Genomic DNA, 12,537 nt, shown 5'->3' on the forward strand with positions numbered 1-12,537 from the left:
GGGTTACAGCGAACACCCAATTCACCCGCGAATAACCAACCCCATCAAACCGCCACAACCTCCTGCCGGATAGCGCCAAAGATCGAATGACCGTCCGCATCCAGCATCTGGATTTTCACCGTATCGCCAGCCGACATAAACGGGGTCTTCGCCTCGCCGGTGTTGATCGTCTCGATCATCCGGATTTCGGCGATACAGCTATAGCCGAGGCCGCCTTCGGACACAGGCTTGCCGGGATCGCCGTCGGGGCCCTGGTTGGATACGGTGCCGGAGCCGATGATCGTGCCGGCGGACAGCGGACGGGTCTTGGCGGCATGGGCGACCAGATCGGCTAGGCTGAACGTGGCATCTGCTCCGGCATTGGCGCGGCCGAAGGGTTCGCGGTTATAGTCGACCTGCAGAGGCAGATGGATGACCGAACCTTTCCACGCGTCGCCCAATTCATCGGGGGTGACGCAGACCGGGGAGAAAGCCGATGGCGGTTTTGACTGGAAAAAGCCGAAGCCCTTGGCCAGCTCGCCGGGGATCAGGCCGCGCAGGGACACATCGTTGCACAGCATCACCAGCTTGATATGACCGGCTGCGTCTTCGGCGCTGGCGCCCATGGGTACATCATCGGTGATGACCGCGACTTCGCCTTCCATGTCGCAGCCCCATTTGGGATCGCCGAGCGGAATATCGTCGCGCGGGCCGAGGAAGGCGTCGCTGCCGCCCTGATACATCAGCGGATCGCTGTAGAAACTCTCGGGCACTTCGGCGCCACGGGCTTTGCGGACCAGTTCGACATGATTGATATAGGCGCTGCCGTCGGCCCATTGATAGGCGCGGGGCAGGGGGGATTCGGCGAGCCGCTCGTGAAAGCGTTCGCAGGGTACCGTTTCATGTTCGACATCGCGGTAGAGCGCTTCCAGTTTCGGCGCGCAATTTTCCCAGTCATCCAGCGCCGCCTGCAGGGTCGGGGCAATATGGTTCGCTTCGCAGCAGCGAGTGAGGTCCTTGGAGACCACAACAAGGCGGCCGTCGCGGGTGTCATTTTTCAGGGTAGCGAGTTTCATGTGCGTTCCTTCATCCTGCTCCGTTCCCCCGCGAAGGCGGGGGCCCATCTCTCACCATTGCCTCTAGCGGAAACTTCGGGAGATGGACTCCTGCCTACGCAGGAGCACAAAATTGTTCAATGCGAAAACCTAATGTTCGTCGCGGGCTTTCTCGTGCAGCCAGGCGGCATGTTGCGGCGCCTTTTTCGTCCGGCTCCATTCCTCGAGCATCGCGGGAGCGACGCGGCGCAATTCGGTCATTTCCTCTTCGGTGCCGATATCGCAGGCCAGTTCCAGCCTATGGCCGTTGGGATCGAAGAAATAGATCGACTTGAAAATACCGTGATGGGTCGGGCCTAGAACTTCGAGACCTTCGGCTTCGGCATTGGCCTTGGCCGCCATCAGATCGTCGAGCGAGTTCACCTTGAAGGCAATATGCTGGACCCAGGCCGGGGTATTCTGGTCGCGGTCCATGTCCGGCTGCTCGGGCAGTTCGAAAAAGGCGAGGACATTGCCGCCGCCGGCATCGAGGAAAATGTGCATATAGGGATCATGTTCGCCGGTCGACGGCACTTCATTCTCGGCAAAGGCGAGCTGGAAATCCATGCCCATCACCCGCTGGTAGAAATCGACCGTCTCTTTCGCATCCTTGCAGCGATAGGCGACATGGTGGATGCCGTTGATCTTGGGTGCGGCCATTATACCGGCTCCTCTACATTCAGCACCCCGCGCGATACCTGGTCGCGTTCGATGCTCTCGAACAGGGCCTTGAAATTGCCCTCGCCAAAACCGTCATCGCCCTTTCTCTGGATGAATTCAAAGAAAACCGGTCCGACCTGCGCTTCGGCAAAGATCTGCAACAGCAAGCGCGGCTCGCCGCCTTCCGTGGTGCCGTCGAGCAATATGCCACGCGTCTGCAGCGCGTTGACGTCCTCGCCATGGCCAGGCAGGCGGCCGTCGAGCATCTCGTAATAGGTTGCTGGTGGCGCGGTCATGAACGGTACGCCGAGCGCCTTGAGCCGGTCCCAGCAGGCGACCAGATCATCGCAGATGAGCGCGATATGCTGGATACCTTCACCGTTGAACTCGCGCAGGAATTCCTCGATCTGGCCCTTGCCGCCTTCGCCTTCCTCGTTGAGCGGAATACGGATCTTGCCGTCCGGCGCGGTCAGCGCCTTGGAGGTCAGGCCGGTATATTCGCCCTTGATGTCGAAGAAGCGGATTTCGCGGAAGTTGAACAAAGTCTCGTAATAGTCGGCCCAATATTTCATCCGGCCGCCATAGACATTGTGGGTCAGGTGATCGATCGTGTGGAAACCGGCGCCAACCGGATTGCGGTCCACGCCCGGCAGATATTCGAAATCAATGTCGTAGATCGACAGATTCTCGCCGCGCTCGCCGCCATCATAGCGGTCGACCAGATAGAGAATCGCCCCGCCGATGCCGCGGATCGCCGGGATATGCAATTCCATTGGTCCGGTCTCGACATGCACCGGCTCTGCGCCCTTTTCGAGCAGCCAGGCATAAGCCTTGCGCGCGTCTTTCACCCGGAACGCCATGCCGCAGGCCGAAGGACCATGTTCGCGGGCAAAATACCAGGCCGCCGATTTCGGCTCGTAATTGATGATCAGGTTGATGCCGCCCTGCCGCCAGAGATGGACATCCTTGCTGCGATGCTGGGCGATGCGGGTAAAGCCCATGACTTCGAACACCGGTTCGAGCACACCGCGCTCGGGCGCGCAAAATTCGACAAATTCAAAACCGTCGAGACCAACGGGATTTTCAAACAGATCAGCCACAATATTTCCTCGGGACAACAGGCGCCGTGGCGCGTTATAGTTACAAATGATACTATAGGGAATCCGCAGCGGATATGCAAGACATTAGCCGGTCGATCTGTCCGGGAAAACGGGACGGGCGGCGCATCGGGGAGGATCTATATGCAGAAACGCCATCAGCTGGCCTTCATGGCCTTTCTGGCTATTTTCATCTGTTATATGGACCGGGTTGCGATCTCGGTCGCGATCATTCCGATGGTCGAAACCTATGGCTGGGACCTGTCGACACAGGGGCTGGTGCTCTCGAGTTTCTTCATCGGCTATCTGCTCACCCAGGTGGTCGGCGGCAAGCTGGCCGATCGTTATGGTGGCAAGGTCGTTCTGGGCTTCGGCGTATTGGTCTGGTCGCTCTTTACATTGGTCGCCCCTCCGGCAGCCGCACTGGGCATCGCCGTGCTGATCGTCGCCCGGATAGTGATGGGCATGGGCGAAGCCGTCACTTTCCCGGCGATTTATGCGCTCTACGCCCGCTGGATACCGGTCCGGGAGCGTTCGCGCTCCGCCGGCTTTTCCAACAGCGGCATTCCGCTGGGCACGGTCTTCGCGCTGCTGGCAACCCCGGTGATCGTGGCCGCCTGGGGCTGGGAATGGGTGTTCTATCTGTTCGGCGGCGTCGGTTTCATCTGGTGCGCCGTCTGGTATTTTTGCATCGCATCGAGCCCCCGCCTGCAACCCGGTATCAGCCAGGCGGAACTGGACCTGATTGCCGCCGACACGATTGCCGATACGCCTGTCGGGCCCACGCCGTGGCGGGCGCTGATGACCAACATGCCGGTCTGGGCCGTGATCGTGGCCCATTTCTGTAACAACTGGTGGTTCTATGTGCTGCTCGCCTGGCTGCCGACTTTTGTCACCAAGGGGCTGGGCGTCGACTATGCCTCGGTCGGCTATTTTGCGATGATGCCGCATATCGCGCTGTTCCTGTGCATCAATCTCTCCGGAGTGGTGGCCGACCGGCTGATCGGACGGGGCATGACCATCACCCATGTCCGCAAGCTGATGATGCTGATCGGCTTTGGCGGCAGCATCGCGGCGCTGCTGCTGGTTGCGCAGGCGGAGGATGCCGTTACCGCAATCACCATCATGACCGTCGGCAGCGCGCTTGGCGCCTTTGCGGTCAGCGGCTTTTTCGTCAACCATATGGACATCGCGCCGGAACATGCCGGCACGCTGATGGGGATCACCAACACCGCCGGCACTATTCCCGGCATCATCGGCGTGCTGGTCAGCGGCTGGATTTTGGACATAACCGGGTCCTGGGCGCTGGTTTTCCAGGTCGCGGCAGCCGTCGCCGCCTTCGGTCTGATTTTCTATCTCGTCTTCGGCAGCGGCGAGCGCCAGTTCGCGGCCGTTTCCGCCTAGCCATTACGGACTGCGCCAGCACCGGCGCGGATCGATGATCTGCAGCCCGTTCCCCCCTTCGCGGGCATGCCGGATATCCCGCCGCGCTCGACGGTCGCCGGCGAGCCACAGGCCCATGGAAAACACGCGGCCTTAATCGCGCGGAAATAATGACGTAAATACAGATTATTAACTTTATCTGGATATGCCCGCCGCGGGAACATATGACCATTGCATCCACCTCGAGCAGTCCGGACATCGCTCCGTACGTCGCCAAAATTTACCGTCCCATGATCCGGGGGTATTTCGGGGTTGCCGCTGTCTATTATGCCGTTCTGACGCTGCTGCACTTCGGCGTGCACAGCGGGTCCGGTCTGCTGGCCATCGTCACCGCATCGTCCATCGCCAGCATGGTGCTCGCATTTTTCTGGTACGGATTGCGCAAACCCGACGCTTTTGCCGATCTGCACATTATCACGACCATCGCCAATCTGTTCATGCTGGCCAATGTCATGATCGCGATGGAAATCAAATTCGCCCAGGCCGATCTGGTCTATTTCATCATCATGGTCATGGTCTTCGCTCTGGCCTGTACCAGCATGAAGCAGGCGCTGGTCTCGATCGCCGCGGTGATAGCCGGATTATTCTACACATTGCTGAAAAACGCGCCGGAGCTTCTGGTCGACTATGCTTTCGTCACATCGGCTGCGGCGATGACCGCCATTGCCATCACTTTCTATCTTCGCCGGGCGGTCGGTCGTACCGCTCTGGCCAGATATGAAGCGGAGAACAGGCTGGAAGAGGCACAGGTGCTGAGTGAGGAAATGCGCCATCTCTCGCTGTCCGACAGTCTGACCGGCCTGCCGAACCGCCGGGCCTTTTTCGAAACCTTGCGTACGAGCAAGGGCGACAAGGGAGCGGGCTTTGCCACCTGGCTGGTCTTGCTCGACCTGGACGGATTCAAGGCGGTCAATGACGGTTACGGCCATCTGATCGGCGACGAGCTGCTGAAAGCGGTAGCCACCCGCATGCAGGACTATTGCGGTGCCAAGGCGCATCTCAGCCGCATGGGCGGTGACGAGTTCAACATCATCCTGCCCAACAGCGCCGAACCGTGCATCGTCGAGGCCTGGTGCCGGGGGCTGCTGGAATATATTGCCCGGGTCTATCTGATCGAGGATCGTCTGGTCCAGATCTCCGCATCCATCGGCTGTCACCAGATTGACCCGGTGGCAGGCGACGCGCAGCTTATCCGCGATACCGACTATGCGTTGCTGCACGCGAAGAAACAGGGCAAGAACCGGGTGGTTGTCTTCTGCGAGGAACATGCCGCGGTGGCCGCCGAACGGTTCCGGATCGAGCAAGCCCTGCGCGTGGCCGATTTCGACACCGAAATCGACCTGCTGTTCCAGCCGCAGTTCGATCTCGGCAAAAACAGGATTGTCCGGGCGGAGGCGCTTGCCCGCTGGAAAAGCCCGGTCATCGGCGAGATCATGCCGACGCGATTCATCGAGGTCGCCGAGGAAAGCGGCCTGATTGCCAATATCACCCTGGCTGTCCTGAAACAGGCGATTGCGGCCCTGAAAAGCTGGAAGGACCCGATCCCGCTTTCGATCAACCTGTCGGGCCATGATCTTATCTCCGATCAGATCATCAGCCAGATTATCGCGCAGGTCCAGGCCAGCGAACTGGATCCGGCCCTGCTTGAATTCGAGGTCACTGAAACGGCGATGATGGCGGACACGCACAAGGCGAGCAGCAACATGTTGCGGCTGGCGGCGCTGGGTCACCCGCTGGCGCTCGATGATTTCGGCACCGGCTATTCCAATTTCAGCTATTTGCGGACGCTACCGATCAGCAAGCTGAAGGTGGACCGTTCCTTCATGAAGGACGTCTCGGACCCGATGACCGAGAAAATTCTCCATTCGCTGGTGGGTATGGCCAGAACGCTTGGCGTCGACTGCCTCCTTGAAGGGGTCGAGGATGAAATCCAGCTGGTCATTGCCAAGCGGGTTGGCACGCATATGGTGCAGGGCTATCTGTTCGGAATACCGATGACCGACGGGGAATTGCTCACCTGTCTTGCAGGGCAGGACGCGGTGGCTGAAGACGTTGTCGCGCTGGATGCGGTCAACGGCTGATCCGCTCGCGCGGTACAGGATGTCTTCCGCCGGTCAATGAAAATCCCGTGATTTCGGCAAAATCCTGACATTGCGGGGATGACCGTGGCGCGGATAGGCGGGCTGCGGTCCTGTCGCCTGTTCGTCCTGCCGCGCCGCCCAGCGGTCCTCGTTGCGATAGATGGGCCGCTTGACCTCGTCGGCGCGGGATAGCGGCATGTCCGGCCGGTCGCGGTCACTTATATCGTCCAGCATGAAGGTATAATCCTCCACTCGGCTGGTCATCAAATGAGTCACGCCCTCGACGCTGCGCTGGACCTCGCCGGTGGCGAGCATCAGCCGGGCCGCCATCACCGGACGGCGCATTTTCTCGAACCGGCTGGCCCAGAGCAGCAGATTGGCGACGCCGCTTTCATCCTCCAGCGTGATGAACACGGCATTGCCCTTGCCGGGCCGTTGCCGGATCAGCACAACGCCGGCGACCTTGGCTTGCGACCCGTTTTTGGCGCGCGCCAGTTCCGCGCAGCTGAGCACGCCCAAGTCCCGCAAGCGTTCGCGCAGAAATTCCATCGGATGGCCTTTCAGCGACAGACGGACGCTTTGATAGTCTGCGACAACATGCTCGCCCTTGGTCATGGCCGGCAAGCGTGCGTCCGCTTCCTGTCCCAGTTCCTTCGCCTGTGCGGCCTCGAACAGCGGCAATGTATTGACCGGAGTCCGGCGCACTTCCCACAGCGCCTGCCGCCGGTCCAGCCCCAACGAACGGCAGGCATCGGCGTCGGCGAGCAGACGCAGGGCGCGGGCGGGGAGATTGGCCTTATGGGCGAGTTCTTCGATAGTCTTAAAGGGCCGCGCGGCGAGGATTTGTTGCGCCCATGCTTCACGGAAACCGTCGATCTGGCGCAAGCCGATGCGGAGGGAGGGGTTAGGGGTGGAACGCCGTTCGTCCTGAGCCTGTCGAAGGACGCCTCCGCACACGCTGTCCAGGGGCTTCGACAAGCTCAGCCCGAACGGATCTTTTGAAACACCCTGCTCCTCAACCTCCACCCGGTTATTCCAGTCACTGAAATTCACATCCGGTCCCCGCACCTCCACCCCATGCTCGCGCGCATCCCTGACCAGCTGCGCCGGCGCATAAAATCCCATCGGCTGCGAATTGAGCAAAGCCGCCGCGAACACCGCCGGGTGGTGGCATTTGATCCAGCTCGAGACATAGACCAGCCGGGCAAAGCTGATCGCGTGGCTTTCGGGAAAGCCGTAGCTGCCGAACCCCTGGATCTGCTTGTAGCAACGCTCGGCGAAATCGCGGTCATAGCCCTTGGCGGCCATGCCCTCGATCATCTTCGCCTCGAAATGGTGGATCGTGCCGACATTGCGGAAAGTTGCCATCGCGCGGCGCAGCTTGTTGGCATCGCCGGGCGAGAAATCGGCGGCGACGATCGCCAGCTTCATCGCCTGTTCCTGAAACAGGGGCACGCCGAAGGTCCGGCCGAGCACGGATTTCAGCTCGTCCGGATCATGCGGCGGGGCGGGCGAGGGCAGGGTCACCTTCTCCATGCCCGAACGCCGCCGCAGATAGGGATGCACCATATCGCCCTCGATCGGGCCGGGGCGGACAATCGCCACCTGGATCACCAGATCATAAAATTCGCGCGGTTTCAGCCGCGGCAACATGTTGATCTGGGCCCGGCTCTCGACCTGGAACACGCCGATACTGTCGCCCTTGCACAGCATGTCATAGGTCGCCGGGTCTTCGTGGGGGACGTTCTGGAGGGTGAGGGCTTGTGCTCCGCACTTGATGCGGAGCTCGGGGCCGCGATCGCTGACCTCCGTGCAGGGCTCCGCATCAAGTGCGGAGCACGGTTCATCAATACGCCCCTCTAATATATTGAGCATATCGAACGCCTTGCGGATGCAGGTCAGCATGCCGAGCGCCAATATATCGACCTTCATCAGGCCGAGCGCGTCGATATCATCTTTGTCCCACTCGATGAACGTGCGGTCGTCCATCGCCGCATTGTGGATCGGCACGGTCTCGTCGAGCCGGTCCTGGGTCAGCACGAAGCCGCCGACATGCTGCGACAGGTGGCGGGGAAATTGCAGGATCTGCTGCACCAGATCGCCGAGCCGCCGGATCTCCGGATTGTCCGGGTCGAGTCCGGTTTCGGCAAAGCGCTTGTCGGGTGTCTTGCCGCCGTGACTGCCCCAGACGGTGCTCGACAGGCGGCTGGTGATATCCTCCGACAGGCCGAGCGCCTTGCCGACCTCGCGGATCGCGCTGCGCGAGCGATAGTGGATCACGGTCGCGGCAATCCCGGCGCGGTGGCGGCCATAGCGGGCATAGATATATTGAATCACCTCCTCGCGCCGCTCATGTTCGAAATCTACGTCGATATCCGGCGGTTCGCGGCGCTCCTCGGAAATGAAACGGGAGAAGAGCAGGTCATGTTCCATCGGATCGGCCGAGGTGATGCCGAGCAGATAGCAGACCGCGCTGTTCGCCGCCGATCCGCGCCCCTGGCAGAGTATGCCCTGGTCCTGGGCAAATTTGACGATGTCATGGACGGTCAGGAAATAGGGCGCATATTCCATTTTCGCGATGAGCCGCAATTCCTCCTCGACCTTGGCGCGCAACCGTTCGGGCAGCGTCTCGCCATGCCGTTCACGGGCTGCGGACCATGCGAGATGCTCCAGCCAGTCCTGCGGTGTCCATCCTTTGGGTACCGGTTCGTCGGGATAATGATAGCTCAGTTCGTCGAGCGTGAAATCGACGAGCTGGAGCAACTTCTGTGTCTCGGCCAGCGCCTCGGGATGGTCGCGGAACAGGCGCGCCATTTCGGCCGGGGGCTTGAGAAAGCGCTCGGCATTGGCGGCGAGCAGGCGGCCGGCTTTGGGAATTGTGGTCTTCTCGGCGATGCAGGTCAGGATGTCGTGCAGCGGACGCTGTTCGGGCGTTGCATAGAGCGGGTTGTTGGTTGCCAGGAGCGGGATGCCGGTTGCTTCGGAGAGATCATGTAGTCTGGCAAGATGACGCTTGTCCGGCCCGGACCGCGGCATGACCGCGCCCAGCCAGATATGGGGGGTGAGCGAGTGGAGGTTCGTAATAAGCCCCTCCCTTTTAAGGGAGGGGGAAGGGGTGGGATATGAAGAAGCTGGCTCGATGCCAGCTTCTGAATTTCTTTGACGGACTTCCCCACCCCAACCCCTCCCCTGAAGGGGAGGGGCTAAAATGATTAGCGCCCAGTCCTCGCTGCACCATTCCAGCAAATCCGCCTCATATAAAAAACATGCCCCCTTCTCCGCCCGCAAATTGCCGGTCGAGAGCAGCCGCGTCAGCCGCCCCCAGCCGCGCCGGTTGCGGGGATAGACAATCACCTCCGGCGTCTCGTCGGCAAAGACCAGCCGCGACCCGACGATCAGCTTGAGCGCGGGCAGCACCAGCCCTTCTTCCGTTGCATCCTCGCGCGCCCGGCGCAGCGCTGCATGCGCCCGCACGACACCGGCGACGCTGTTGCGGTCGGCGATACCGATGCCGGTCATGCCGAGCGCCATCGCCTGCATCACCATGTCGGCGGGGGAGGAGGCTCCGCGCAGAAAGCTGTAATGGCTGGAGGCCGCGAGTTCGGCGAATATCGTCATTGCCCTCTCCCTTGAGGGAGAGGGTTGCACAGACTTGCGAACTTGTTCGCTAGTCGTAGCTGGGTGAGGGTGCTCCGCTCTATCGGATCCGCGAACCCCCTCATCCAACTTTGCCTAGCTTGCTTTGCAAGCAAGGCGCCGTATCCTTCTCCCCTCAGGGGAGAAGGCTTCTCAAGCAAACAGCCCATGCACATACCAGTCCGGGTTCGCTTTTTCCTCGCCATAAAGCCCGTGCCGGAACAGCCAGTAGCGCCGGCCGCGGGCGTCCTCGACGCGATAATAGTCGCGGGTCAGACCGCCTTTGCCGGGTTGCTGCCCGTCCTTGCGCTGCCACCATTCCGAGGCGATGCGCTCGGGCCCTTCATAGCGCATCACCTGGTGGCTCTTGCGCCGCCAGGTGAAGCGATAGGGCGGGCCGTCGGGGACTTCGGCGATCACCTGCACGCGCTGCGGCGGGTCGAACATGTGCAGCGGTCGCATCGGCGGATTGTCGGGAGACTGCCGCTGCCATGGCACCGGCGGCGGGGCGTTGAGCGCGGGCAATGCGAGCAGGCCCTGTTCGGGAATATGGCTGTCGGCGGCAGCAAATTTCTGCACCCGGTCACGGCCCATTCTGGTGCTGAGCTGGCTGACCAGAGCGACCTCATCGCCGCGCCGGTCCTCTCCGCCCTCGAGCCGCAACTGCTGCGGCGCCAGTGCTTCCGACGCGACAATGCTCAGCCGGATCAGATCATAGCCGAAGCCGGGGTTGATTTCGTCGTTGAGCGCCTCGATCCGTTCGCGCAGCAGGCGTTTGAAAAGGGCCGCATCGCGGGTCGGCGCGCCGGTCTCCAGCCCGAGCCGCGCGACATCGCCATCGCAGCGGAACAGCATCATCCGGATCATCCGCGCGCCCTGGCCGCGCTCGTTGAGCCGTTCTGATGCTTCGGCAAACAGTTCCGACAGGCAGGTGAGCGCGCCGTCGATATGGGTGAGCGGTTCGGCAAAGCGGCGTTCGGTGACGACATTGCCGATCCGGCGCAGCGGGTCGATCGGCCGGTCTTCCATTCCGAGAATCCGGTCCAGCCGGACCGTCAGTTCCATCCCGAACCGCGCCGCCAGATTGGCACGCGGCCGTTCGGCCAGATCGCCAATATGATAGAGCCCGGCCCGTTCCAGCGACTGGTGGGTCTTTGCGTCCATGGCCAGCGCCGACACCGGCAGCTGGGCCTCCGCGCCTTCCTTCAGGCCATGTCGTGCCAGCGCCAATGCGGCATCGGCGGTTCCGGCCAGAGCCCAGCAGGCGCTATAGCCCGCTGCATCAAGCCGGTCCTCGGCATCCTGTGCCAGTCTTTCCTCATCGCCGTGCAGATGGGCCGCGCCGGTGATGTCGAGGATCAGCGCATAAGGCGGCTCGACCGCGACCATCGGCGTGTAACGCTCGCAGGCCTCGGCCAGCCGTGACAGCAGGTCGGCGTCGGCCAGCGGCTGATGGTCAAAGGCAAGCAGATCTGGCACCCGCGCCCGCGCGTCGGCGAGCTTCATCCCCGGGCCGAGACCCAGCGATACGGCTTGCCGGTCCGCCGCCATGATCACCATCGCGCCGCGGATTTTCTCGGTCAGCGCAAAGGGATGGTCAGGCGGCCCGTATGCCTTGATGATCCGCTCGGACGGCAGCCAGGGCAGGGACAGCGCCAGTGTCCGGCGCTCTCTGCTCGCTCTGCTGCTCGCGGAAGATTTGATTCTCACGGTTCCACTCCAGTCGGGCGCTCAGCCCGTAAAGACCGCTGCGATGACGCAGCAATTTGATATCGAAAGCAGGATGACCCGGAGCATTGGCCTCCAGCGCGAGCGAAGGGGCGGCAGCCACTGACCAGCGGCTGAAGGCAGCGGTCGGCAGGGGATTGTCCGGATCACTGCCGGAGCGCAGGACCAGACTGAGCACGCCGGACTTTTGCGCTGACAGGGAGAGGCGGCGGGTAGCGGTCATGTCGAGGCCTTTCGGCTTCTTGCCCGCCAGTTCGATAATCACCGCCGCCATTGCCGAGGACCGCACACCGTCGGCAGCCGCGCGCAGCGCCGCGATGCTGTCCGGCGCGTCGACATGGATGATGCTGTCGGGATCAATCCCCAGTTCCGCCAGTCCCGGCGGATAGAGCCGGCCCTGCCGCCGTGCTTCGCCGCTTTCGCTGATCCACAATATCGGTCGTTCCTCCTGATCCAGCTTCCGGCACCGCTGGGCCATCAGCAGCGCCATCGCCGCGGTGCTGGTCCGGTCATCCTTGCTCGCGGTATGCAGTTCATGCAGCGCCGCGCGCGGCAGGCCATCAGCCCCCGCATTGCCGCGCAAGGCGCTATCAATCGTCTCGACTCCGAAGCCGAAATGCGTGGGCGCACCGTCATCTTCCGCTGTCCTGACACCCGACGCCGCCAATATCTTGGCGAGCCGGGCCCGCAAGACAGAGGCTTTCGCCGGTGTTGCCGGCGGCACAGCAGAGGGGTTGTCCGGGGGAGGCCCAAGAGCCTGACCCGAATCCGAATCGATATTGTTCATGATATGTTCTAATTTAGAGAAGAACGGGACGG

8 protein-coding genes are annotated in these 12,537 nt (G+C 61.9%); 2 read left to right on the forward strand and 6 right to left on the reverse strand.

Going from position 1 to position 12,537, the window contains the following annotated elements; all coding sequences use genetic code 11:
* Positions 1-44 precede the first annotated feature (44 nt).
* The 3 genes from CHN51_RS08010 to hppD form a co-directional block, all read right to left on the reverse strand.
* Positions 45-1,055, reverse strand: coding sequence for a fumarylacetoacetate hydrolase family protein (locus CHN51_RS08010; RefSeq protein ID WP_100093545.1), 1,011 nt, complete (start codon positions 1,053-1,055; stop codon positions 45-47).
* Between the two features lie 129 nt (positions 1,056-1,184).
* Positions 1,185-1,733: a VOC family protein gene (locus CHN51_RS08015; RefSeq protein ID WP_100093546.1), complete on the reverse strand. Its 549-nt coding sequence runs from the start codon at positions 1,731-1,733 to the stop codon at positions 1,185-1,187.
* Entirely contained in the window at positions 1,733-2,833 is a 1,101-nt protein-coding gene (hppD, locus tag CHN51_RS08020) for a 4-hydroxyphenylpyruvate dioxygenase (protein ID WP_100093547.1), read from the reverse strand. Before hppD ends, CHN51_RS08015 begins: the two co-directional genes overlap by 1 nt.
* Positions 2,834-2,974: 141 nt before the next feature.
* Here hppD and CHN51_RS08025 point away from each other — a divergent pair, with 141 nt between their 5' ends.
* Together CHN51_RS08025 and CHN51_RS08030 are read left to right on the forward strand one after the other, a co-directional pair.
* On the forward strand, positions 2,975-4,234 hold the full coding sequence (locus CHN51_RS08025) for an ACS family MFS transporter (protein ID WP_100093548.1): 1,260 nt from the start codon (positions 2,975-2,977) through the stop codon (positions 4,232-4,234).
* A gap of 203 nt (positions 4,235-4,437) precedes the next feature.
* The gene (locus tag CHN51_RS08030; RefSeq protein WP_100093549.1) at positions 4,438-6,354 is read left to right on the forward strand and encodes an EAL domain-containing protein; all 1,917 of its coding nucleotides are present in this window, start codon (positions 4,438-4,440) and stop codon (positions 6,352-6,354) included.
* 33 nt (positions 6,355-6,387) lie between these two features.
* Here the strand turns inward: CHN51_RS08030 and CHN51_RS08035 are convergent, their stop codons facing one another.
* The 3 genes from CHN51_RS08035 to CHN51_RS08050 form a co-directional block, all read right to left on the reverse strand.
* Positions 6,388-9,972, reverse strand: a complete 3,585-nt coding sequence (locus tag CHN51_RS08035) for an error-prone DNA polymerase (protein ID WP_100093550.1) — start codon at positions 9,970-9,972, stop codon at positions 6,388-6,390.
* Between the two features lie 171 nt (positions 9,973-10,143).
* On the reverse strand, positions 10,144-11,700 hold the full coding sequence (locus CHN51_RS08045) for a DNA polymerase Y family protein (RefSeq protein ID WP_240616913.1): 1,557 nt from the start codon (positions 11,698-11,700) through the stop codon (positions 10,144-10,146).
* Complete coding sequence (locus CHN51_RS08050) at positions 11,588-12,505, reverse strand: hypothetical protein (protein ID WP_100093552.1); 918 nt, start codon at positions 12,503-12,505, stop codon at positions 11,588-11,590. Before CHN51_RS08050 ends, CHN51_RS08045 begins: the two co-directional genes overlap by 113 nt.
* Positions 12,506-12,537 lie beyond the last annotated feature (32 nt).

The sequence above is a fragment of the Sphingorhabdus sp. YGSMI21 genome (assembly GCF_002776575.1).
Lineage (GTDB): Bacteria > Pseudomonadota > Alphaproteobacteria > Sphingomonadales > Sphingomonadaceae > Parasphingorhabdus.